The organism is Haladaptatus rarus (genome assembly GCF_054177585.1).
On the sequence record NZ_JBPEHG010000003.1, the window covers coordinates 37,781 to 61,053 of the forward strand.

26 protein-coding genes are annotated in these 23,273 nt (G+C 61.4%); 18 read left to right on the plus strand and 8 right to left on the minus strand.

What is annotated here, in order from left to right; translation table 11 throughout:
• Positions 1-288: 288 nt before the first annotated feature.
• Entirely contained in the window at positions 289-1,626 is a 1,338-nt protein-coding gene (locus ACR3FE_RS09045) for a metallophosphoesterase (protein WP_458207182.1), read from the minus strand.
• Between the two features lie 105 nt (positions 1,627-1,731).
• Between ACR3FE_RS09045 and ACR3FE_RS09050 the strand changes: the two genes are divergently transcribed.
• From ACR3FE_RS09050 to ACR3FE_RS09070, 5 genes are all read left to right on the plus strand, one after another.
• Positions 1,732-2,136, plus strand: a complete 405-nt coding sequence (locus ACR3FE_RS09050; protein ID WP_458206781.1) for a 30S ribosomal protein S6e — start codon at positions 1,732-1,734, stop codon at positions 2,134-2,136.
• Between the two features lie 42 nt (positions 2,137-2,178).
• Positions 2,179-2,613, plus strand: a complete 435-nt coding sequence (locus tag ACR3FE_RS09055; RefSeq protein WP_458206782.1) for a DUF7112 family protein — start codon at positions 2,179-2,181, stop codon at positions 2,611-2,613.
• A complete protein-coding gene (locus tag ACR3FE_RS09060) occupies positions 2,613-3,026 on the plus strand; it encodes a DUF5807 family protein (RefSeq protein WP_458206783.1) in 414 nt (137 codons plus the stop codon). Before ACR3FE_RS09055 ends, ACR3FE_RS09060 begins: the two co-directional genes overlap by 1 nt.
• A gap of 81 nt (positions 3,027-3,107) precedes the next feature.
• Positions 3,108-3,371 carry a hypothetical protein gene (locus ACR3FE_RS09065; RefSeq protein WP_458206784.1) on the plus strand — a complete coding sequence of 88 codons (264 nt, stop codon included), beginning with the start codon at positions 3,108-3,110 and terminating at the stop codon, positions 3,369-3,371.
• A gap of 37 nt (positions 3,372-3,408) precedes the next feature.
• A complete protein-coding gene (locus tag ACR3FE_RS09070) occupies positions 3,409-4,329 on the plus strand; it encodes a carbohydrate kinase family protein (RefSeq protein WP_458206785.1) in 921 nt (306 codons plus the stop codon).
• A gap of 138 nt (positions 4,330-4,467) precedes the next feature.
• Here the strand turns inward: ACR3FE_RS09070 and ACR3FE_RS09075 are convergent, their stop codons facing one another.
• Positions 4,468-5,259 (minus strand): BtpA/SgcQ family protein, encoded by a 792-nt coding sequence (locus ACR3FE_RS09075; protein ID WP_458206786.1) that lies wholly within the window; start codon positions 5,257-5,259, stop codon positions 4,468-4,470.
• A gap of 136 nt (positions 5,260-5,395) precedes the next feature.
• Here ACR3FE_RS09075 and ACR3FE_RS09080 point away from each other — a divergent pair, with 136 nt between their 5' ends.
• The gene (locus ACR3FE_RS09080; RefSeq protein WP_458206787.1) at positions 5,396-6,430 is read left to right on the plus strand and encodes a phosphotransferase family protein; all 1,035 of its coding nucleotides are present in this window, start codon (positions 5,396-5,398) and stop codon (positions 6,428-6,430) included.
• Between the two features lie 52 nt (positions 6,431-6,482).
• Here ACR3FE_RS09080 and ACR3FE_RS09085 read toward each other — a convergent pair whose 3' ends face one another.
• From ACR3FE_RS09085 to ACR3FE_RS09100, 4 genes are read right to left on the minus strand one after another with little or no spacing between them, the layout of a single operon-like run.
• Positions 6,483-7,568 carry a DHH family phosphoesterase gene (locus ACR3FE_RS09085; protein WP_458206788.1) on the minus strand — a complete coding sequence of 362 codons (1,086 nt, stop codon included), beginning with the start codon at positions 7,566-7,568 and terminating at the stop codon, positions 6,483-6,485.
• A gap of 36 nt (positions 7,569-7,604) precedes the next feature.
• Positions 7,605-8,414 carry an ABC transporter permease subunit gene (locus tag ACR3FE_RS09090; protein WP_458206789.1) on the minus strand — a complete coding sequence of 270 codons (810 nt, stop codon included), beginning with the start codon at positions 8,412-8,414 and terminating at the stop codon, positions 7,605-7,607.
• Complete coding sequence (locus ACR3FE_RS09095) at positions 8,411-9,322, minus strand: ABC transporter ATP-binding protein (protein ID WP_458206790.1); 912 nt, start codon at positions 9,320-9,322, stop codon at positions 8,411-8,413. Before ACR3FE_RS09095 ends, ACR3FE_RS09090 begins: the two co-directional genes overlap by 4 nt.
• A 60-nt stretch (positions 9,323-9,382) precedes the next feature.
• Positions 9,383-9,817 (minus strand): universal stress protein, encoded by a 435-nt coding sequence (locus ACR3FE_RS09100; protein WP_458206791.1) that lies wholly within the window; start codon positions 9,815-9,817, stop codon positions 9,383-9,385.
• A gap of 300 nt (positions 9,818-10,117) precedes the next feature.
• Here ACR3FE_RS09100 and ACR3FE_RS09105 point away from each other — a divergent pair, with 300 nt between their 5' ends.
• On the plus strand, positions 10,118-10,573 hold the full coding sequence (locus ACR3FE_RS09105; RefSeq protein WP_458206792.1) for a universal stress protein: 456 nt from the start codon (positions 10,118-10,120) through the stop codon (positions 10,571-10,573).
• 31 nt (positions 10,574-10,604) lie between these two features.
• On the opposite strand, the gene ACR3FE_RS09110 is transcribed toward ACR3FE_RS09105, so the two are convergent.
• Positions 10,605-11,174 carry a DUF8102 family protein gene (locus ACR3FE_RS09110; protein WP_458206794.1) on the minus strand — a complete coding sequence of 190 codons (570 nt, stop codon included), beginning with the start codon at positions 11,172-11,174 and terminating at the stop codon, positions 10,605-10,607.
• Between the two features lie 169 nt (positions 11,175-11,343).
• On the opposite strand from ACR3FE_RS09110, the gene ACR3FE_RS09115 reads away from it, so the two are divergent.
• Positions 11,344-12,093 carry a DNA polymerase sliding clamp gene (locus ACR3FE_RS09115; RefSeq protein ID WP_458207183.1) on the plus strand — a complete coding sequence of 250 codons (750 nt, stop codon included), beginning with the start codon at positions 11,344-11,346 and terminating at the stop codon, positions 12,091-12,093.
• A 91-nt stretch (positions 12,094-12,184) separates the two neighbouring features.
• On the plus strand, positions 12,185-12,712 hold the full coding sequence (locus ACR3FE_RS09120) for a DUF7529 family protein (protein WP_458206795.1): 528 nt from the start codon (positions 12,185-12,187) through the stop codon (positions 12,710-12,712).
• Here the strand turns inward: ACR3FE_RS09120 and ACR3FE_RS09125 are convergent, their stop codons facing one another.
• The gene (locus tag ACR3FE_RS09125) at positions 12,713-13,549 is read right to left on the minus strand and encodes a DUF5806 family protein (protein WP_458206796.1); all 837 of its coding nucleotides are present in this window, start codon (positions 13,547-13,549) and stop codon (positions 12,713-12,715) included.
• A gap of 77 nt (positions 13,550-13,626) precedes the next feature.
• Here ACR3FE_RS09125 and ACR3FE_RS09130 point away from each other — a divergent pair, with 77 nt between their 5' ends.
• From ACR3FE_RS09130 to ACR3FE_RS09170, 9 genes are all read left to right on the plus strand, one after another.
• A complete protein-coding gene (locus tag ACR3FE_RS09130) occupies positions 13,627-13,995 on the plus strand; it encodes a universal stress protein (RefSeq protein ID WP_458206797.1) in 369 nt (122 codons plus the stop codon).
• Positions 13,992-14,513, plus strand: a complete 522-nt coding sequence (locus ACR3FE_RS09135) for a GNAT family N-acetyltransferase (RefSeq protein WP_458206799.1) — start codon at positions 13,992-13,994, stop codon at positions 14,511-14,513. The genes ACR3FE_RS09130 and ACR3FE_RS09135 overlap by 4 nt, the downstream gene beginning before the upstream one ends.
• Before the next feature lie 86 nt (positions 14,514-14,599).
• Positions 14,600-17,056, plus strand: a complete 2,457-nt coding sequence (locus ACR3FE_RS09140; RefSeq protein ID WP_458206800.1) for an ABC transporter ATP-binding protein — start codon at positions 14,600-14,602, stop codon at positions 17,054-17,056.
• A 130-nt stretch (positions 17,057-17,186) separates the two neighbouring features.
• On the plus strand, positions 17,187-18,857 hold the full coding sequence (locus tag ACR3FE_RS09145) for an ABC transporter substrate-binding protein (RefSeq protein WP_458206801.1): 1,671 nt from the start codon (positions 17,187-17,189) through the stop codon (positions 18,855-18,857).
• 145 nt (positions 18,858-19,002) lie between these two features.
• Complete coding sequence (locus ACR3FE_RS09150) at positions 19,003-20,679, plus strand: ABC transporter substrate-binding protein (protein WP_458206802.1); 1,677 nt, start codon at positions 19,003-19,005, stop codon at positions 20,677-20,679.
• Positions 20,680-20,717: 38 nt separating this feature from the next.
• Positions 20,718-21,731: an ABC transporter permease gene (locus ACR3FE_RS09155; RefSeq protein WP_458206803.1), complete on the plus strand. Its 1,014-nt coding sequence runs from the start codon at positions 20,718-20,720 to the stop codon at positions 21,729-21,731.
• Complete coding sequence (locus ACR3FE_RS09160) at positions 21,728-22,654, plus strand: ABC transporter permease (RefSeq protein ID WP_458206804.1); 927 nt, start codon at positions 21,728-21,730, stop codon at positions 22,652-22,654. The genes ACR3FE_RS09155 and ACR3FE_RS09160 overlap by 4 nt, the downstream gene beginning before the upstream one ends.
• Entirely contained in the window at positions 22,654-23,010 is a 357-nt protein-coding gene (locus tag ACR3FE_RS09165; protein ID WP_458206805.1) for a DUF7268 family protein, read from the plus strand. The genes ACR3FE_RS09160 and ACR3FE_RS09165 overlap by 1 nt, the downstream gene beginning before the upstream one ends.
• Before the next feature lie 40 nt (positions 23,011-23,050).
• On the plus strand, positions 23,051-23,269 hold the full coding sequence (locus ACR3FE_RS09170) for a DUF6199 family natural product biosynthesis protein (protein ID WP_458206806.1): 219 nt from the start codon (positions 23,051-23,053) through the stop codon (positions 23,267-23,269).
• Positions 23,270-23,273 lie beyond the last annotated feature (4 nt).

A 23,273-nucleotide genomic window follows, 5' to 3' on the forward strand; every position in this document is an offset into this window, starting at 1 on the left:
AAAACCGATGCTGATTTGAAACTCGTTATATTGTCGCTTCTTCATACCTCAAGAAAGATTCCGAACGATGCGACTCCGGAGTCTGACCGGGCTTGTGAGGACGACGACGGTCAACAGGCGGCCAGTTGTGTTCTGCTCGTGGTCGGAAACGAACGGTATCGGACACGTGTTTGAACTGTCTGTCAGCCGAATCCATAACCTTGCTGTCGCTCTCGTTTGAATGTACATTTCTCGTCCCTTCGAAGCGATGGCGATGATTCACGCACCACGTCTCGGAAACTACCCCCGCTATTCTCCACCATCCACGTGCGACGGCGATTCGACGACCTCCTTCTCCGGCGTCTCGATGATGGTTCGGTCTGGAATCTCGGGGTCGAGTGTCGGTCGGCGGGTCAGCAGTCGCTGGAGCAGTGTGAGTTCCTTCGGCGGAGCCTTCTCGATGGTGTGATATTCGACAAGGACGTTCCCCGCCTCCTCGCTGATTCGAAAGTAGTTCAGTCGGAACGAGGGGTAGTACACCGGGGGAAAGATGCCGACCCATGTCGGCGTCCGGTGCAGTCGCTTGAGCCACGTGCCGGTGTTGATGATGACGCGCTTGCCCACCCTTGATAGTGACACGCGATGGGTGTGACCGTAGACGAACACTGCGACGTCCAGTTCGGTTTCGAACACCTCGAGTGCGGCCTCGACATAGGGTGTGTCCGGCGGTTTCGTGTCCCGTTCTGACGAGACGATATCGAACCTTTCGAGGGTTCGTCGCACGTCGCGCACGAAGAAATAGAGCGGGATCGAGAGGACGAACAGCAGTCCGACGATGACGAGGTTGACGTATATGACGAACTCGACGAGGTCGCCGACGAGTCCGAACTGACGAAGGAACGCCGCGGTGAGGTTCGAGACGACGCTCGTCCCGAGGACGCCCGTCGCCTCCAGCACGAGGACGACCAGATAGACGAGGCTCATCTGGAACAGCAACAGAAACGGGAGCGCGGCGTACCGGAGGAAGGGACTCATCTCCCGGTAGAAGTAGTTCGAGGCGATCCAGTCCGGAATCTCTTCGAGTGGCGTCACAGACTGGATATCTTTGAGCCAGTTGTACTTACCGCGTCCCGAGAGCTGTCCGGCCTTGCTCGTGACGTGACGGTTCACGAAATAACCCAGCGGGTTCGCCCGTGGATTGCCGAAATCTGGCATCCGGTTGTTTGCATCACGCTGCATCCCGTGCTCGATCCAGATCTCGCGCCCGGCAACGTGTCTGACCAGCGAGAGCGTCGAGTCGAGTTCGACGTTGTACTCGCGCAGGCGCTCGACGTACTCCGAATATCCCGCGAGTTCAGCGTCGTGGTTGCCGGGGATGAGCGTGATGGTGACGTTCTCGCCGGTCGCGCGGAACTGCTCGAACAGCTTCGGATGGTGCTCGACGAGAAGGTCGAACTTCTCCATCCCCTCTGATTCGGTGAACTCCCAGAGGCCGAATGCATCACCGAGGATTATCAGCTCTGCGTCTTCGTCCGTCGTTTCAAGCCCCTCGAGAAACTCGACAAACTCGTCTTCGAACTCGCACGTCTGTAACTGCTCGTCGCCACCGACGTGAAGGTCGCTAACGAAGTAGTACACCTCGGCCATTCCCTTCCCCTTTGCTGACAGCACGGTTGCGTAGGCGAAAGTGGTTTCGTCCGGAAGACGGTCGCTTTCGATGTCCTTTTAGGGAGCGCCCGATATTTTCCCCGTATGGCAAACTTTCAGGTCGTCGTCGCGGATCCAGACTCCGGGACGGCGTATCAGCGCGAGATCGAAGGACAGGATGCGAACCGCTTCCTCGGTAGGTCTATCGGAGACGACGTAGACGCTGGTGCCGTCGGTCTCGACGGCTACACGGTCGAGATCACGGGCGGTTCCGACAAGGCCGGTCGCCCAATGCGCAGCGACGTCGCTGGCCCGAACCTCAAAGACGTGCTCCTCGAAGGCGGCACGGGTTACAACCCGAAGCGAGACGGCGAGCGACGCCGAATCTCGGTTCGCGGCAAGGAAGTCAGCGAAGAGGTCGCGCAACTGAACGTCACGATCACCGAGCGCGGTGACCAGTCGGTCGAAGAATTGTACGGCGAAGGCGACGAAAGCGAAGACGACGAGTAACGCTACACAGCATTCAAACACGTTCATAGTCTTTTCATCATCATGACCCAGCGGGTTTCGAGCGACACCACTGACACTGTCCGTGCGACGGTAGCGCAGGCAGGCGCGACAAATCGCCCACGTATCGAGATCGCGGCGGACGACGCAGACGCTTTTCCGGCGGACGAACTCGTCCGACTCGTCATCGGCGACACGGAGTACCGCGCCCAGATCGAGCGCCCACTGACCGGCGACGGTCGGCTCATCCGCGGCGCGTACGACACGCCACGACTCGCCCGCAATCCGGGCGAGGGCGAGAATCGGCTCTCCGGGTGGTTCGCCGGGAGCAACCGCGAGTTCGGCCAGTCGGTGCTCATCGACGTGGTCGAGGAGGGATTCCAGTACGGACTCCGCGCACCCGGCGAGCGCGCGGTGTACGTGGTGACCGAGAAACCGAGCGAGAGCCTCGCCGACATCGCAAAACAGGTGGAAGACTGATGAGCAAGCGAGACGAGTTCCTGGCCGGTGAGCGCCCGGACGACGTCGCACTGTTCCTCGCCGATTCGTTCGTCTCCGGTGACACGCTGGCCGACTACGGCGATTCGGTTCCCGGCGGCACCCTCCTCGTCGTCTCCGGCGAGACGGGGCGAAGCGTTTTCAAGAAGGCGACCGGGATGGATGCGATGGGCTTCGCCAAGCAAGCGATGGACACCGAGGGTGAGATCGCATCCGATCTTTCGGGCGGCGACTGTCCCAAAGGCGACCACGACGTGGAGTTCGTCTTCGCGTTCGCCGAGGAACAGAACGAAGAGGTGGGCGGTCTCTACGCCGAGGGCGACGTTATCCACGCCTACGCCTACTGCGAGTGCGGAACCGCCTTCACGCAGAAGTGGGTCGTCGGCGACCGCTAACGGATTCAAACGTCGCCGAGTGCTGACTGCACGAACGTTCTGACCGTCACTGCTTTGCTCGCTCCCGGCGAGGATTTCTGTATGGTAGAGCGCGTGCCTCTCTCCGATTGGGATGCCGTCGAGTCGCATCTCCGCCGATTCGCCGGGAACGTCGATGCGTCCGATTCGAAACTCGTCTCCAGGATGGGTGTGGCCCGGTTCGCCGTCACGCGCGATGGCCGGGTGACCGCCGGGATGCCTCTGCACGATTTCGACGGGCGCGCCGACTCACTGATCTTCGACCACAACCGGGGCGCGATTCGAATCGAACGAGCGGGCTCGACCTACGTGTTCCGCAGACCGTAGCGCAAGCGACTTCTGCGCTCCCTTCGAGCGTCTGGCAATGGCATTCGATGCGGTGACGGTCGGGAGCGCGCTGGTCGATCACGTCTACTCGCTCTCGAACCTCCCGGAACCCGATGGCGGGGCGTTCGTCCACGGTGAATCCAGGTCCGCGGGCGGCGTGGCCGCCAACGTCGCCACCGCGTTGACGCGCCTCGGACGCGAGACGGGAGTGGTCGCCCGAGTCGGCGACGACGAGGACGGGAAGTTCGTCACCCGCGACCTCCGAGAGCGCGGCATCGACACCGCCCGCGTCCGCAGGGGTGACGAGGACTCTTCGTACTGTCTCATCCTCCGCGATCCCGACGGCGAGCGCATGATAATCGCGGGCGGCGATAGTGTTCCCGCGCTCCGCCTCTCCGACGCCGACATGGACTTCCTTCGACAGGCCCGCGTCGTCTTCACGAGCGCGTACGCCCCCGACCCGGTCGTCTCGCGGCTTGTCGTCGCCCGCCGCGCTGGCGACCTCCCACCGCTCGTCTTCGACCTCACCGGGCCGCTCTCGGAACTCGACGGCCGGGCCGTCACCCGCGAGACGCTGGACGACGCGCTCCCCGCGTTCGACCTGTTCGTCACGAGCGAGGTGCCCGCCCGGTCGTACCTCGGTGTCGGACCGCGCGAGGCGGTCGCCGAACTGCGCGAGCGGGGCCTCGAGCGCGGAGCGGTCACGCGGGGCGCGGACGGTGCATTCCTGTTCGACCGGTCGGGCGTCACCGAGGTTCCGGCGTTCGACGTTCCAGCGGTCGATACCACCGGTGCGGGGGACGCACACACCGCCGGACTGATCCACGAGTGGCTCCTTCGAGGGAGCGACCCTGCGGAGGCCGGGGAGTTCGCCGCCGCTGTGGCGGCGCTGAACTGCACGGAAGAAGGTGCGAGAGGCGGGCTTCCGATGAGCGAGGAAGTCGAAGCGTTCAGATGACGGATGGCCCTCACCGACACGCTTTGGCGGTGGGCGCACCCCATCGAGGGCAGTACAAAACAGTATATTTCAGTACAAAACAGTACATTCAGAGAACTCGGGACGATACACGCGATTCGGCCTCTCGTCGTACTCCTCCTACACCCGCGAAACGAGTTTTGCGACCCGCGATTCGTCCACTGGGTTCGTCGTCTCGCCGCCGTCTTTCAACGCAGTGCCGACGATTGCCCCATCCGCCACGTTGAGCAGGTCGGTGACGTTCTCGGGGGTCGTGCCGCTGCCGACAAGCACGGGGGCGTCCGATTCGAGGTCGTCCCGGCAGGCGACGACCGATTCGAGCAGGTCGGTATCGACTTCGTGGCCGGTTCCGACGCCGCTGACGACGAGGCTGTCTGCCCGCCCGCGTTCGAGGGTTTCGGCGACCAGTTCGGTAGTGGGTCGGTCGGCGAGCGGGGCGGAGTGTTTCACGTCCACGTCGGCGAGGATTGCCACGTCGGAATCGAGTTCGTCGCGGAGGCGGAGCGTCTCGTGTGCTCTCCCTTCGACGATCCCCTGATCGGTCAGGCGCGCGCCTGTGTGGACGTTCACGCGCACGAACTCGGCTCCGGCGGCGGTCGCAATCGACAGGGCCGCCGCGGCATCGTTCCGGAGGACGTTCACACCGAGCGGGCAGTCCACCGCCTGTCGGAGTTCGGTCGTGATGCGGGTCATCGACGCGACGACGTGCTTCGGCACGTCGTCGCGATAGAACGGCGAATCACCGAAGTTCTCCACCATGATAGCGTCCACGCCCCCTGTTTCGAGCGCGTGCGCGTCGGTGAGCGCGCGAGTGCGTAGGACGTCGAAGTTCCCGTCGTAGCCAGGTGCGCCCGGCAGGGCTGGCAGGTGAACCATGCCGACGATGGCGTCGTCGGTGCCGAAGATGTTCATAGAGGGATGTCGGTGCGCCCCGAATTAAGCGACCCGAGTCGGCGCGCTGGTGTAACCCGAATCGTCGCACCGTATTGTCTCCTATTCGACACCACAAAACTTCTATCACCGTGTCGAAAAGTGACTCACCGTTGCTATGACCGGCACGAGTCTGGACGACGAGTTGGCTGTCGAGTGCGTTCCGCGAATGGTTCGAGAGATCGTCGGAGACCGAACGGCCGCGGACGTGACTCGGGTGGACGAGGGCACTGACGACGTTTTCTTCGTCACTGTCGAGATGCCCGATGGAGATCAAGATTGTGTCTTGAAAGCGTGTTCGTTCGTGAACCCGCCGTCGTTTCGGGTCGAACCGCGTGCCCTCGACCTCGTCGGTCGCCGAACCGACATCCCCGTTCCGGACGTTCTCGGCTACGTGGACGATCACGAGGACCTGCCCGCGCCGTTCTTCCTGATGGAGCGCGCGTCCGGCGAGCAGATCACCGACATGGATTCGCTCGACGACGCCGCCCTCGAACGCACTGCTCACGACGCGGGCCGCCATCTCGGCGAACTCCACGCCGCTGCCTCGTTCGCGGAGTGTGGGGGACTTCGCGCAGACCCGGATGTGGACTGCGAGCCAACCGTCGGCGACCTCGCCGTCCCCGACCCCGATGCCGATTGGCCGTCGCAACTCCGCGCTCGCGCCGAATTCGAGTTCGATCTCATCGCCGACACGCGATTCGCTGAGATGCTCGACGAACTCCGCGCCGGTCTCGATACCCACCTCGAAGCGGTTCCCTCGTCTCCTGACCCCGTCATCGTTCACGGGGACTATCGATTCGGGAACCTCCTCGCCGATGCCGAGACGGGTGCCGTTCGGACGGTTCTCGACTGGGGCAACCTTCACACCGGTCACGGTGAGTTCGACCTTGCAGCGACCGAACACTATCTCTGTGGTCGCCGCCGCCTCGACGCCGACCGTCGCCACCTCGTTCGCGACGCACTGCTGGCGGGCTATTCGGAGACCAACGACCTGACTCGGGACGATGCGTTTCGCCGCCGCCGACAGGCGTACCTCTTCGTCGCACAACTGTCACCGCTCGCGTGGTTCGACCTCTGGTACGGCGAGAGCGACAACCCAGAGAAGATAGCGAGTCGGCAGAAAGAACTCGTTCGGTCGCTTCTGCCGTAATCGTTCTATTCGCGATCGCTAGCCGCTCTCGACCGCCTATTCGTCCTCGTTGCTATTCGCTCTCGTCGGCTTCCTCGCGTGCCAGTTTCTGGAAGCCGTCGAGAATGACCTGCTTCGCCACCGCGCCCTGCGTCGTCCAGTGGTAGGCGTAGTCGAGCATGTCGTCGTAGATGTCGGGTTTGCACCCCGCGGCTTTCGGGTGGCCGCCACCGTTGACTTGCCGGGCGACCTCGTGGCAGCGTTCGAACTCGTCGGTGCCGCGGATGCTCGCGCTTCCGGCGGGTTTGACGACGACGGAGGCGTCCGCGCCCTGTTCACGCATCGCTTCGGCGACTTCGTTCTGGGAACAGCGCCCGTAGGTGACGCCGACCGTCCAGTCGCCGATCTTCTTCAGGTCGGCGCGCTCGACTGCCCGCTCGATGAGTGCATCTTTCTCGACGCGCTGTTCGGCGAGGAACGTCTGTACTTCCTCGGGGAGGTCTGCGCCGTGTTCCTGGATGACTTCCATGTACTCCTCGGGTTCGGACCAGTAGGAGTAGTCCGCGAGGTCGTCGCTCCGCGGGTCTTCGCGGAGCCAGAGGTCGTGGTCGCGCGTGACGGCGGCGAGTTCGACGAGGTAGTCCGGGAAATCGTAATCGAGCGACCGCGCCACCACGTCGGCGGTACACTCTTCGTCCGACTCGCCGACGACGAGTTCGACGCCAGCATCACGGACTGCGTCGGCCACGGTGTCGTCCCACTGGTGGTGGTCGAACCAGTGCACTTCGTCCGCCTCGGCGACGAGGGTCGTCAGTTCTTCGGCGATCGGTTCGTAGGCATCCGGGCAGAGGTCACAGACGAAGACCGTCGCACCGGGTTCGCTGTAGGCGACGACGCGCTCCAGCGCATCGTCCAGGTCGTGCGGGCCTGCGTCGATGAGTGCGCCTTCGCCGTATGCTTCGCGGATGAGTGCCGTCGCGGCCAGTCCGTCGGAGTCGGGGTCGGCGACGACCGCCACGTCCGCACCGGTGAGCGTCTCCTGTGCTTCCTGTTCTTCTTTCTGCTCTTCGACGGAATCGGGGATGAAGAAGCCCTCGCCCGGCAACAACGATTTTCGTTCGATCGAGAGATTATCGTCGTCGATGACCCAATCTTTCATACGTCTACTCCGGCGTCGGTGGCAAAGAGGCCTCGGTTACAAATCGACGCTTCGAAAGCGACGATAGCCGAGTGTCACCGGCACCACGGCCCAGCAGACGAGGACGACGATGGCGAACCAGCCGGAGTAGTAGAAGGCGTCGCCCGGCGGCACCCACATCCCGCCCGACTCCATCAACGCGTTCGTCGCGGTCTGGTACGCTTTTACCGGGCCGAGTCTGTCGATGAAGATGACCCACTCGGGTTGTGCCCCTTGAGGCATCGAGAAGCCGTTGAGCACGTACTGGAAAGTGGTCGGGATGGCGAACCACCCCACGACCGTCATGAGGTAGAAGACGACGCTCCCGACCATCGCGCGATTTTTCGTCTTCGACGCGGCGGAGATACCGACACCAGCCCCGGCATAGGCCCCTCCGAGGAGGACGGCGAGCACGAGGAAGACGGCGAAATCGGCTGGCGGAACCAATCCACCGAACGCGATGAAGACGAGTGCTGCGACGAGAATCCCCGTCACCGTCGCCACACTGATAAGCGTCACCCGTCCAACCGCCATCCCCATCACTACGTCGCGCCGGGTGTAGGGCAGCCCAAGCAGGAGTTTCAGGCTTCCCAGTTCGCGCTCCCCGGCGATGGCGTCGTAGCTCTGCAACAGTCCGACCAGCGGAACGAGAAAGAGCACGAGTCCCATCCCGGCGAAGAAGTCGACGGTGGCGGTGTCGACGACGTTGCTGACCCGGAAGTAGGTAGGGACGCCGAAAAAGAGGACGAAGAAGACAATGATGGTTCCGAGCGTCCACTTTCGGTAGGCGTCGAGCAGATCCTTCTTCGCCATCACGCGCCAGTTCATGCTGGCACCTCCGTCGTGTAGGTGGCGAACAGTTCTTCGAGCGAGGTCTCGTCGGTGTCGAAGTCCTCGATGGTCGCGCCTGCCCGTTCGACCGCGTCGAGGGCGGCCTTCTTCGCCCGGTCGGAGCAGGCGACAGTGATGGTCGCTCCGTTTGCGGAGGCGTAGGCGACCCCCTCGACCGACCGAACGCGGTCGAGTATCCCCGACGGAGTCCGGTTTACTCGAACCGTCAGCGTGGAACCGGCCCCGGCGGTCTCTCGGAGGCCATCGATGGAATCGACGGCGACGAGCTCGCCATCGCTGAGGATGCCGACGCGGTCACAGACGGCTTCGACCTGCTCTAAGATGTGACTGGAGAAGAAGACGGTCGTGCCGCGGTCGCGCTCCTGGTGGATGATTTCGCGCATCGCCAGTGCGCCGTTCGGGTCGAGTCCCGTCGTTGGTTCGTCAAGTACGAGCAGGTCGGGGTCACCGACGAGTGCCATCCCGAGGACGAGGCGCTGGCGCATCCCCTTCGAGAACCCCTCTACACGTCTGTCTGCGGCGTCGAGGATACCGACACGCTGGAGGAGTTCGTCGGGGTCGTCGTCCGCGCCACGGGATTCGACGACGAACGCGATATGCTGGCGGGCAGTCAGGTGGTCGTAGGCGTGGTAGGCGTCGGGGAGCACCCCGACGTGCTCGTGGACGGTACGCGTCTCACGCTGTACGTCGTGCCCGAAGACGCGGGCGGTTCCGGTCGTCGGACGAACGTAATCGAGCAGGATGTCGATGGTCGTCGACTTGCCCGCTCCGTTCGGGCCGAGGAAGCCGAACACTTCGCCTTCCTCGACCTGCAACGAGATGTTGCGGAGGGCGACGACGCTTCCAAAACGCTTGGTTACGCCGTCCAGTTCGATGGCGGCCATGCCGGAAACATCGTAGTGGATTGATATATGCTTTCTTCCCCGCGAGTAGTGAAATCTTTTTCACATCTCGTCTGTGTCGAGTTGCCGCACCGTCAGCACGGGCGTCGGGCACGTCCGAACGACGCGCTCTGCGACGCTTCCGATGAGGAATCGATTCTCGCCGTGGCGACCTCGGGTACCGGTTGCGACGACGTCGGCATCGTGTTCGCGGGCGTACTCTCGAATCTCGGCTGCCGGGTCGCCTTCGCAGACGGCGGTGACGACATCGCGGTCGGCGTGCTCGCGGACTGCTTCGAGTGCCTTCTCACCCTGCGATTCGAGGGCTGCGTGCAGTTCCTCGCGGAGTTTCTCGGGTGAGGATTCGACCTCGCCACTGTCCACGACGTAGAGGGCGTGTACTTCGGCGTCGAACCGGCGCGCGAGGTCGAGCGAGATGGTGACCGCGCGCGTGACGCTCTCGGAGCCATCGGTTGCGATGACGACGGTATCTAGCATCGTTCTCCTTTCTCGTTCCATCGGTCTTAAACTCTAAGGGGTGAGCGTCCCAGTCGTCGAGGTGAGCGTCCATGTCGTCGCCATCATCGATTGGGTTCGCTCGTACCGATGGGAGATTTACACACTGGTTTTTTTTTGCTTCGATAGCAAATTGCGGCAATCCAAACGGCTAAGTCCCTATGGTGTATGTTATCAAGATGCCCGACGGGGCAAGGTTGCACCCAGACCGCAATCATCCCGATTGCGGTTTGTCGAAGCGACGGGAGAAGGTTTTTTGCTCATCTCCGCACACCCACGCATATGACCCAGTCGCCAGTCGAAGTGAATACGGTGCTCGTTCCGATCGACGGAAGTGACGAATCGGCACGGGCTATCGAGTACGCGGTCGGCATCGCGGAGAAGTACGGCGCCGACGTCCATGCGCTCTATGTCCTCGGCGAGGAGATGTCCCGTGCGATAGAGACGGGTGCCGTCGATGAAGAGGATGTCGTCGTCGATACCGAATCGTTCATCGAAAACGCCCGCGCCATCGCGGACGAGGCGGACGTCGAACTACGAAACTCCATCGCCTACGGTTTCTCGACCGTTCGAAAGCTCCAGCATCCCGGCAGCGCCGTCCTCGATTGTGCGGAGGAGATCGACGCCGACTTCATCGTCATCCCGAGAGAACCGCTCTCCGGCGAACCCGGCGAGGTGCTGGAGAAGGCGGCGGAGTACGTCCTGTTGTACGCGAGCCAACCCGTGCTTTCGGTCTGAGTCGTCTCACTGCGTTTTCTATCTGTTGTTCTCAGAAATTAGTCACTTTTGATTGAATCCGTCCGTCGTCGATCTCCGAGGTCGCTTCTTCGGCATCTCTGAAATATCGAGCCAACTCGTTCATCCGCACCTCGTCGCTGTCGTGTAGGTACGCGATCTCGGTGAGCGAGAGCGTTTCACCCGACTCTAATTTGTACAGCATCTGCTCTGCGGTGAGCGACTGGAAGGTCAGATCGAGCTGCACGGTCGCGGCTCGGTCGTCTTTCACCTCGGCCACGTTGATCCCTTCGTTCAGCACCGTCTCGAATTCGAGGCTCGTGTCTCTGGTCGCTCGATAGAGGAAGGAAACCGCAGAGACGAGGGCATCGAACGCTTCGGTACCGTCTATCTCCTCGAATCGCTTCTCGAAGACGAGTTCGCGGTCGTGATCCGAGAGACACTCGACGAGGAGTTCGAAATCGAGAATCGAGTTGTAGATCCGGTCACGAATTCGTGCCCGAGTGTTTCGCTCCGATTGCGTGCTCGCGAGGTTCGTCTCGCCACGAAGGTACGCTCGGTCTGCCTGACTCAGAATTCCACGTGGTCGTTCGTCACTCGACATAACTTGTAACAGGTTATGTTTTACTCTTATCGTATATAGCTGTAACCCATTTTGGGTTATCTATCTGCTTTCTTAACAAAATGCTTATGAGATTGATACCTGATAGGTTACTTGGAAAACAATGAGTGAATCAGGTTCGGCAGTCCGTTCCAACGGTGCCGGAAACCAGTTGTTCGAAGCAGTGGTGAACGCTGACGCGATCCAGACGACCGTCGATCTCGTCGATGCGGTGGTCGACGAGTGTCATCTCTATCTCGATGAGGACGGGATTCGAATTCCGGCGATGGATCCTGCGACCGTCGCGGCGGTCGAACTGACGTTGGACGGTGGTGCGTTCGAGTCGTACGAGGCAAACGATGCCCACGTCGGTGTCGACCTTTCACGGCTCGGTGATATCGTGGGGATGGCCGATCGCGACCAGCTCGTATCCTTCGCGCTCGATTCCGAGACGCGTAAACTCGAGATCCGTATCGGCGAACTCACGTACACGCTCGCACTCCTCGACCCGGACACGGTTCGGTCACCCCCCGACCAGACGAAGCTCGATTTCGAATTTCCGGGTGGACTCGTCACCGACGCCGCAGATTTCGATCGCGCAGTGAAAGCGGCGGATATGGTCTCGGATCACGTCACGCTCGGCATCGACGAAGACGAAGAGGTGTTCTACGTCGAGGCGGCGGGCGACACCGACGACGTCTCGCTCGCGTTGTCCGCGGACGAACTCGTCGAATTCACGTCCGGTGAGGCACATTCACTGTTCTCGATCGACTATCTGAAAGCGATCGACAGGGCGATGCCCCGCGACATCGAGATCGACCTCGAACTCGGAACCGACCTGCCGCTCGCACTTCGCTACGAGTTTGCCGAGGGTGCGGGGTCTGTCGAGTATATCGTCTCCCCCCGTATCGCCAGAAATTGAGGAGTTCGAGAGACGATGGGTTCGGCTATCATAGGTCTCGGCGAATCGTGATGACACAACGCTTTTACCCGAAAAGGCCGCCTGTCAGTGTATGGACGGGACGACGCCGAATGCCACGGCACACTCACGCGCGATGCCGTTTTGGGAGGACGTACTCTCCGATATGGAAGCGACCGCGGTGGAGTACGAGGAGTCGGGATGGGCCACGTTGCAACTCCATCCGGGCGACGTGACCCCTCTCTGGACAGACGAAGACGACGAGTTCGGACTAGACGTGCTCGTACCGGACAACGAGTTCGAAGAGGTCGAAGCACTGCTGGACGACGGTATCGAGTTCGATGCTTTCGAAGCCTACCGGGCGATGGGAGACCGTATCGTCTTCGTCGTCGTCGTCATGGAAGACCACGACACCGAGACGGCGGTCTGCTACCCGGCGTACTACGACGTGCAAGGTGCCGAGAAGATGCTGGAAGACGCGATGGACGAAGGGATGATGTACACCTACATCCGGACGCTGAGCGAAGACCGCATCCAGTTTGCTCACGACGACCCGGCGGTGTTCCAGCCACCGGAACCGGAGGATTCGGACACAGACGAAACGAACGTCGAAGACGAATAACTACTCTTCGTCGCCGATCTCGCGCCCGCAGTGGGGACACTCCATCTCGTCGTGGCGCAACTGTTCGCTCGATTCGCGCACCTCGCGCATCACGTTCGAGATCCTGTCTTCCGCGGCGAGTTCTTCGTCGACGGAGAGATCGACGCCTTCCACTTCGAGCAGGAATTTGGCCACTTCGGTTACCTCGTACATCACGTCGTCGAGTTCCTCGGCGGTGAAGAAACTGGACATCGCGCCATAGAGGAAGGTCGCACCCGCTTTTCGAACCTTCTCCTCGAACGCAGATCGCGCCTGATTGACCGCCTGTGGCGTGTAGGTGTCGGTCATGAACGGGATGAGATAGGGAAGGTTGTCACCGATCTTCGTCATCTCGACGCCAGTCTCGGTTCGGAAGTCTGCACAGAGTCGGGCGATCGCCCACTCGCGGGCGGTGATGTACGTGCGGTCGCGCAGGAACTCGTTGACGCGCTCGTACTGCGCGCCGTCCATCTTCTTGAAACGGGCGTACTTCTGCACGTCCGGCGGAAGTTCGGGCACGGAGTCGGCGGCATCCGAGGCGGAGCCGGGTTCGTTCGAAGTGGAATCGGCTGTGTCCGATGTGGCATCGGGCGCGTTCGAAGTAGGATCGTGTGTTTCTGACGCGCGGTCGGCGGTATCCGGTGTCCTCTCTTGTGCGTCCGGAGCGGGTTCGGGGGCGTCATATGGAGCGTCGGTCGCTTCCTGTCGCGTGCCGACGGACATGTCAGAATCGTCGCTCGGCGTGTCGTGTTCGTTGCTCGGCGTGTCGTCTCGTTCGTCCTCCGTCTCTGGCTCAGGCGGGGAGGGGTCGTTCGACATACGCCGTCGTTACCAAGGGGAGTGCAAAAGCGTATCGCACCCAACCGTTTTTCACATCCGGCGGGAATAGGGGTGGTATGAAAGTACTGCTGGGAATCGGTGGGAGCGACGACTCCCTCACGGCGCTCGAACAGACCGTTTCGCGCGCACTGGCGGCCGAGGACGACCTGACAGTCGCGATCCTCGATAACCCCGAGAGCGACCGGTCGAAAGACGACATCGGCGAGAAAGTAGAGGACGTGCTGGCGGAGGCGGGTCTCGACGCGGGCGTTCGGGACGTCTCCGGTGACCCCGGAAGCCGACTGCTCGACATCGCCGAAAGTGAAGGATTCGACCAGATCGTCCTCGGTGGCGGCCAGCGCAGTCCGATGGGGAAGATTCGACTCGGTCACATCGCCGAGTTCGTCCTGTTGAACTCACACGTCACGGTGAAGCTGGTACGATGAGCGAGCATCGACGTTTCCCGGACGAACCTGCGGGTCCGTTTCCGGAACCGCCGCTTTCGTTCACCGACCGCGAAGACCGCGAGATAGAGATTCGCCCCTACGAGGACGACGACGAGGAACCTCTCGTCTCGATGTACGTCGATTTCGACCCCGCCGACCGCGCACAGGGGATTCCGCCAGCCACGGAGCCACGGGTGCGCGACTGGGTGGACACCTTGACCGAGGGGCTGAACGTCGTCGCGTGGCACGGCGACCACGTCGCAGGCCACGCGACGCTCGTCCCGGACGGCAACGACTCCTCCGAACTCGCCATCTTCGTCCATCAGGATTACCAGCGGGCCGGTATCGGTTCACATCTCATCCGCACCTTGCTCGGCTACGGTCGGGAAGAGGGTATCGAGAAGGTGTGGTTGACCGTCGAACGGTGGAACCGTGCCGCAGTGAACCTCTATCGAAATGTCGGCTTCGAGACAGCTGACGCGGAGAGCTTCGAACTGGAGATGGTGCTGCGGTTGTGACCGACCGTTGAAGTCGATTTTTCCGTGTCTCGTGCTCCATCCGACCGAACGATTTTTGCTCACGCGCCTATCATTGCCGCGTAATCGTGACCGATCTACTGTCCATCTCGAATCTCAAGACGCAGTTCCACACCGAACGGGGAACTGTCAAGGCGGTGGACGACTTCGACCTGTCTATCCGAGAAGGTGAGACCGTCGGACTCGTCGGCGAATCCGGCTCCGGGAAAAGCGTCACCGCACTCTCGGCGATGCAGCTCATCGACAATCCAGGTGAAGTCGCCGCCGGAGATATCGAGTTCCACCACGACGACGTCGCAGCACAGTTCGCCGAGAAATACCCGAAGGGCGTCGGAAAGTACGTCTTCCCCGACGAGGGCTACGTCGACCTCATGTCGGCACCGGAATCCGTCATGCGGGACATCCGCGGCGGCGAGATGGGGATGATCTTCCAGGATCCGATGACCTCGCTCAATCCCGCGCTCACGGTCGGCGAACAGGTTTCGGAGAGCCTGCGTCTCCACCAGTACGGTGGGAAGAAGAAGGACAACTGGTGGAACGCGGTGCGAGAGATCGCCCCGAAGGTCGGCGGTGGCGAGATCGACGGGGAGCTTCTCCAGGACACCATCGACATCTTGGAAGAGGTCGGCATCTCGGAGCCGGAATCCCGCGTCGATGAGTACCCCCACGAGTTCTCCGGCGGGATGCGCCAGCGCGTGCTCATCGCCATCGCACTGGCCTGCCGCCCGAAACTGCTCATCGCGGACGAGCCGACGACCGCGCTCGACGTGACGATCCAGGCGCAGATCCTCGACCTCATCAACGACCTGCAAGAGGAGATGGGCATGTCCGTCTTCATGATCACGCACGATCTCGGCGTCGTCGCCGAAACCTGCGACCGGGTCGCCGTGATGTACGCGGGCGACCTCGTGGAGGTTGGGCCGGTGGACGAGATCTTCCACAATCCGAGCCACCCCTACACCTACGCCCTGCTCGAATCCATCCCGCGTGAGGACAAAGAGCGACTGACGCCGATCAAGGGGAACGTCCCCGACCTCATCGACATGCCCGAGGGATGCCACTTCGCATCGCGGTGTCCGTGGGCGCAACCGGAGTGTACGGAGGGGGCGATCCCGAACCTCCAGCACGGCCCCGAGGACGTCGATCACCGTGCGAAATGTATCCTCGAAGACTTCGACGAGAGCGAGTACGTCGAGGAGTACGAGGGTGTCACGATCATCGACCACGATATCGGCGAGACGCTGGTGGCCGTCGACGAACTGAAAAAGCACTACTCACGTGCCGACGACCTCCTCGACAAGTGGCTCTCCGAGGAGGAACAGAGCGTGAAAGCGGTCGATGGCATCTCGTTCGATATCTACGAAGGCGAGACGCTCGGACTCGTCGGTGAATCCGGCTGTGGAAAATCGACCGCCGGTCGCTCGCTCCTCCGTCTCGAACAACTGACCGACGGAAAAGTCGTCTTCGCCGGAACCGATCTCGGTGGCCTGGACGACGACGAACTCCGGGAGTTGCGCAAGGACATGCAGATGATCTTTCAGGATCCACTATCGAGTCTCGATCCCCGGATGACCGTCGAGCAGATCATTACCGAACCACTGAAGGTTCACGGACTGTCGAAGGGGAACCGACGCGAGCGCGTCACGGAGTTGATGGAGGCGGTCGGTCTCGAACCCGGTCAGCGCGACCGCTATCCCCACGAGATCTCGGGTGGCCAGCGTCAGCGCGTGGGTATCGCCCGCGCACTGGCGGTGGATCCCGACTTCATCGTCGCCGACGAACCCGTGTCGGCGCTGGACGTGTCCGTGCAGGCTCAGATCATCAACCTGCTCGAAGACCTGCAGGACGAGTTCGGCCTGACGTTCCTGTTCATCGCCCACGACCTCTCTGTCGTGCGGCACATCTCCGATAGAATCGCGGTGATGTACCTCGGCGAGATCGTCGAGGTCGCGGACACGGACGAACTGTTCGCCGACCCGAAACACCCCTACACGCAGGCGCTCCTCTCGGCGATTCCGGAACCCGACCCCAGAGCGGACACCGATGACCGCATCATCCTCGAAGGTGACGTGCCGTCGCCCATCGACCCGCCGAGTGGCTGTCACTTCCGGACTCGCTGTCCGAAGATCATTCCGCCCGAGGGGATGGAGATCGACCAGCGAGCCTTCCGCGAAGTGATGGACTACCGCGAACGCGTCGAAGACCGCGCCATCAACCTCGAATCGGTGCGCGAGGAGGCCATGGAAGCTGATGCGCCGGCACAGGAGGCGACCGCCGCGGATGGCGGAACGCCGCCCAGCAACGCGTTCCGCGCCACGCTCTGGAATCGTCTGTTCGAGACGGACCCGACCGGCGAACCCCGCGAGATCGTCGCGCAGTCGTTCGACCACCTCGCAGACGACGACTGGGAGGGTGCCGAGTCGCTCCTCCGCGAACACTTCACGAGCGTCTGTGAACGGAAAGACCCCGTTCTGCAGGACACAGCGCATCCGTCCGCCTGCCATCTCTACGACCAGCCCGAATAGTACTCTCCACCTACCGCTATTTCTATCTGCCCGAGAAATGTTCCTGACAGATACTGTTGTTGAACCAAATCCACAGGACAGCGGTTCCGTCCGGCAGTATTATCACTATAATCGTTGACGTTTCTGCGTGATGTCATCAAACGACACGACCGTTTCCAGACGAACGTTCCTGAAGGCGGCAGGTGGGGCGACCGCCGCCGCCACGATCGCCGACCCAGTTTCGGGGGTGGGGTCGAACGAAGCACAGCAGAACCAGCAAGGCGGCTTACTCACTTACGCCCGTGGTAACGATTCGGGTACCCTCGACCCGCAGAACACGACCAGCGGTGAGGACGTGAAGGTCACGAACCAGGTGTACGACACCCTCATCGCGTTCAAACCGGGCGAAACGTCGCTCACGCAGGGGCTCGCCACCGAGTGGAATCTGGAGGGGACGACGACGACGCTGACGCTCCGTGAAGGCGTGCAGTTCCACAACGGCGACCAGTTCACTGCGGACGACTTCATCGCCACGTATCGGCGGTTCACGGATTCGGATTACCAGTACTATCCCGGAGACGATTACGTCTCCGCGTACGGGCCGTTCACGCTCGGGAACTGGGTGCAAAACGTCAGCAAAGATGGGGATTTCAACCTCACCATCGAGTTACAGCAACGCTACGCTCCGTTCCTGCGTAACCTCGCGATGTTCGCATCGAGCGTGCTCTCTGAGCAGGCCATCCAGAACCTCGGTCAGGATCTGTCGAGTCAGCCGGTGGGCACCGGCCCGTTCCAGTTCGAGAACTGGGATCAGGGGAACCAGCGCATCCGGCTCTCGGCGAACCAAAACTACTGGGGTGACGGGCCACAGGTAGACGAAGTCCTGTTCACGGCAATCGGTTCGAACTCGACACGCGCACAGACGCTCGATGCAGGTGACGCCGACATCATCGACGGTCTCGGTGCGCAATCGTCGCAGATCGTCCGCCAGTCGAACAACGCCGAACTCCTCGAAAAGGAGGGTATCAACGTCGGCTACATGGCGTTCAACATGGCGAAGGTCGAAGCGTTCCGCGACCGGCGCGTGCGCCGGGCTATCAGTCACGCCATCAACACGAAAGCCATCGTGGATACGATCTTCGAGGGGATCGCTGAGCAAGCGAGTCAGCCGATTCCGTCGAACGTGCTGGGGTACAACGACAACCTCGATCCGTATCCGTACAATCCGGATCGCGCACGGCAACTGCTGAACGAGGCTGGCGTTGGTGACGGCTTCTCGTTCGAACTGGCGACGTTCCAGAATCCACGCACCTACAACCCGAGTCCGTTGCAGGCGGCACAGGTCGTGCAGTCGAACCTGAACGACGTCGGCATCGACGTGTCCATCAACCAGATGCCGTTCAACCCGTTCCTCGATTACACCGACCAGGGGAATCACGACGCGTGTTTCCTCGGCTGGATGACGGACAACGCCGACCCGGACAACTTCTACTTCGCGCTGTTGCATCCGGGAATCTCGCAGGATCAGGTGCCGCAAGGGCAAGACTGGGTCAGCTTCGACACCGATGGATTCAACACGCTGGACGTGGCGGCGTGGGCGAATCGTGACTTCATGCAACTCGTCGAAGACGCACAGTCGACCTACAACGAACAGCAACGAACGAACCTCTACCGACAGGCCGGAAAACTCGCCCACGACGAAGCGCCGTGGGTGTTCATGGACCACGCGAAGGAGCTTCGCGGCGTGAGTAACCAGGTCGATGGCTTCGTTGTCGAACTCATTTCCGGTCCATTCCTAAATCTCGTTTCATTGAAAGGATAGTCGCTAACTTCCTTATACTCTCAATTTTCGACGTATATCTGGATAACAAATCGCCATCGAAGCCCAATTTAAGGCTTTGTTTCCTGCGTACTCTTCCTAATTTGGGTTCGGTATGTTTATATAGAACATGTGACCACACTGGCGTATGGCGTCACGCGACAGGTTAACAGATAGGCGTAGTTTCCTCAAAGCGGCTGGCGGTGCTGCTGCCGCGGCGGCACTGGCGGGCTGTACGAGTGATAGCGGCGATGGCGGTAACGATGGCGACGGCAACGGTGGGAAGAAAGGTGGCACGCTCACCTTCGCCCGCGGGAGCAACTCCAAGACGCTCGACTTCCAGAACACGACCAGCGGTGAGGACGCGAAGGTCACGAACCAGATCTACGACACCCTCATCGCGTTCAAACCGGGCAAGACCTCCCTGACGGAAGGACTTGCGAAGAAGTGGAACGTCAACGGAAAGAAGGTCACGCTCGACCTCCGCAAGGGCGTGAAGTTCCACAACGGTGAGGAGTTCACCGCGTCCGACTTCGTCGCGACGTTCCGCCGATTCGTCGACGAGGAATACAAGCACTACCCCGGCAAGGACTACGCGTCCGGCTACGGTCCGTACACGTTCGGCGTCGTCAAAGACGTGAAAGCTGCCGCCGAATACAAGCTGGAGATCACGCTGAACAAGAAGTACGCGCCCATGCTCGCCAACCTCGCGATGTTCGTCTCCGGAGTTCACTCGGAGAAGGAGATCAAGGCGAAGGGCAAGAAGCTGGCCAAGCAGCCGGTCGGTACTGGTCCGTTCAAGCTGAAGAACTGGGACCGGAACAACAACCGTGTCCGTCTCGAAAAGAACGACGACTACTGGGGCGAAGGTCCCTACGTGGACGAGGTCGTGTTCACGGTCGTCGGAAACAACACCTCGCGCGCACAGACGCTCGACGCGGGCGACGCCGACATCATCGACGGTCTCGGCGCGCAGTCGTCCCAGCAGGTCGAGAAGTCCGGGAAGGCAAAACTCGTCTCGGACGCCGGTATCAACGTCGGTTACATGGCGTTCAACATGGCGAAGGTCGAAGCCTTCCGCAAGAAGAAGGTTCGACAGGCTATCAGCCACGCGATCGACACGAAGTCCATCGTCGAGACCATCTACAAGGGCATCGCAAAGCAGGCCAGTCAGCCGATCCCGAGCAGCGTGATGGGATACAACGACAGTCTCAGCCCGTACAAGTACGACAAGGAGAAGGCGAAGAAACTCCTCAAGGAAGCGGGCTACGAGAGCGGCTTCTCGTTCGAACTGGCGACGTTCAAGAACCCGCGGACCTACAACCCGAGCCCGATTCAGGCGGCGCAGACGGTCAAGTCGAACCTGAACGACATCGGCATCAACGTCAGCATCAAACAGATGGCGTTCGATCCGTTCCTCGACTACACGGACTCGTACAAACACGACGCGTGTTTCCTCGGCTGGATGACGGACAACGCCGACCCGGACAACTTCTACTACGCACTGCTCCACCCCGGCGTCTCCACGGACAAAGTGCCGAGCGGCCAGGACTGGGTCGACCCGGGCAAGCACGAGATCAACACGCTGGATGCAGCGGCGTGGGCCAACAAGGACTTCATGAAACTCGTCGAAGAGGCGCAGGCTTCCTACGACGATGCTACCCGTAAAGAGAAGTACAAGAAAGCTGGCAAGATCGCACACGACGAAGCGCCGTGGGTGTTCATGGATCACGCGAAAGACCTTCGCGGTGTTCACAACTCCGTCAAGAACTTCAAACTTGCACCCATCAGCGGCCCGTTCCTGCGGCTCGTGAAACTTAGCTAACGAGGCTTTTTTCACCCCTGAGGTTTCAGTTCCGGGTGATGATCTCCAAGCGGTTCGTTGTCAAACGACTGTTGTTACTTATTCCCGTGCTATTCGGGGTGGCGACGTTCGTGTTCGCTATTCTCCAACTCGCACCGGGAGATCCTGCGCGCGTGGTCGCGGGGCAGCGTGCGTCGGAGGAGTTCGTTCGGCAAGTTCGCCACGAACTCGGACTCGACGACCCGATATGGGTACAGTATGGACGATTTCTGATGGATGCGGTGCAGCTCAACTTCGGGCAGTCCTATCAGATTCGAAAAGGAGTTCCGGTCACCGAGATCCTTCAGAACCGGCTTCCGGTGACCGTCGAGATGGCACTTTACGGCCAGCTCTTCGGCATCCTCTTCGGGATTCCGCTCGGGGTGCTCTCGGCCATCAAGCAAGACTCCCTGACCGACCACCTCACTCGCGTCGGTGCGCTCGCGGGAATCAGCATCCCCATCTACTGGAGTGGGCCGTTGCTCATCCTGCTGTTCGCTCAGTACCTCAGCCTTCTCCCGCCGAGTGGGCGCATCGGTTCGGCGCACAGCATCAATCCGATAACCGGTCTCATCACGGTCGATACCCTGTTGAGAGGGAACTTCGCGGCATTCCAGTCTGCGTCGCTGCACCTACTGCTCCCGGCAGCGGTCATCGGGATCTATTCGATGGCGCTCATCTCGCGGATGATGCGCTCGTCGATGCTGGAAGTCATCCGGCAGGATTACATTCGAACTGCCCGCGCGAAGGGACAGGGCGCGAAGATCACCATCATGAAACATGGCTTCCGTAACGCGATGATTCCGGTCGTCACCGTCATCGGCATCCAGTTCGGCACCCTCCTCGGTGGGGCCGTGCTGACGGAAACCGTCTTCGGTATCCCCGGTATCGGCACGATGCTCGTGTCCGCCATCGAAGTCGGTGACTTCCCAGTGGTACAGGGAACCGTGTTGACCTTCGCGTTCCTGTTCACGGTGGTCAACCTGTTCGTCGACATCACCTACTCCTACCTTGACCCGAGGATCGAACAATGAGCACGCAAACCGAAACCAGCGAGACGGCCTCCCGTGGCTTCGTCGAACGCCTGCGGGCGTCGCCGTTTCTCTCCGAACTCCTGTCGAATCGCCTCGCAGTCACCGGGTTGGTCATCATCGCGTTCATGGTGATCGTCGCCATCTACGCCCGACTGACCATCGACCTTGCGGCTATCAAGCAGACCCAGATCGGCACCAACCCGAGTCTCGCACGACCGAGTGGCGAGTACTTCTTCGGGACGAACCTGCAGGCACAAGACCTCTTCCCCCGAGTTCTGTACGGCGCGTGGTACGCCATGCTGTTCGGGACGGTCACGGTCAGTGCCTCGACCTTTCTCGGCGTCGGACTCGGCATCGTCGCTGCGTACTACAGTGACATGACGGACAACGTCATCATGCGGACGATGGATGTGCTCCTCGCGTTTCCGGCGCTTCTGCTGTCGCTGGCGCTGGTCGCCATCTTCCCCGACGAGTGGGGTCTCTGGCGCGCGGTCGGCGCACTGACGCTCGTCTACACGCCACGGTTCGCTCGTGTCGTCCGTGGTGCGGCGCTCAAGGTGCTCGAAGACGAGTACATCGACGCGACGGTGGCGCTCGGTGCCAAAGATCCTCGCGTCCTCGTTCGTCACGTCTTGCCGAACTGTCTCGCCCCGATCACGGTGCAGAGTACGCTCAACTTCGGTCTCGCCATCATCGACATCGCGGCACTGTCGTTCCTCGGCTTCGGTGCCGAGGCCGGAACGCCGTCGTGGGGGCTGATGCTGTCGAACGGCGTCAAGCACGGGCTGTTCAGCGTCCCCAGCGCGTGGTGGTGGTCGTTCTTCCCCGGCCTGTTCCTCGCCGTGACGGTGCTCGGCTTCAACCTGCTCGGTGACGGGATGCGCGACGCGCTCGACCCACGGATGCGAGAGACCGTGGACTGATGGATCTAACCGGTTATCTGCTCCCTCGGGTTCGTCTCGTCTCGCGGTTCGGACTATACGGACTCGTGCTCGGTGGCGTGGGTGTCTTGCTCGTCGTCGCCGCGGGCGAGACGGTAACGTTCGCCAGTCGGAAGGTGTTCGCCGTCGCCGCGCTCGCGCTCGGCTTCGGTGTGCTCGGTTGGTCGGGGTCGGTGTTCGCTGGCCAGGCCGTCGAGAACATGCAGGAGTACCTCGATTCGAACAGCGACTGGACGGAGGCCGACTCCCGACGAGCGATGACCGTCATCGGAAGTCTCGGCGCTGGCGGCATGCTCGGAACGAGCGTGATGACGCTCGTCTTGCGTGTGGCATACTGAGCCGTAAGATTTTTGGTCACCTATCATAGTTAAGAATGGTATGCCACTCCTCGAATCGACGCTCGTAGGTCTTCTCCTCGCAGGTATCGGCATCGCGATAGTGACACGACCGCGAGAAATATTCTACATCCGACAATCGATGGGCGTCGTCTCAGCAGCCGATCCTGGTGGGTTCGGTGTCGCACGATATCAGCTCTATGGGCTGGTGTGCGTGCTCGTGGGGCTGCTGATGGTACTCGTTCCGTTCTTCCTGCCGTAGCGGC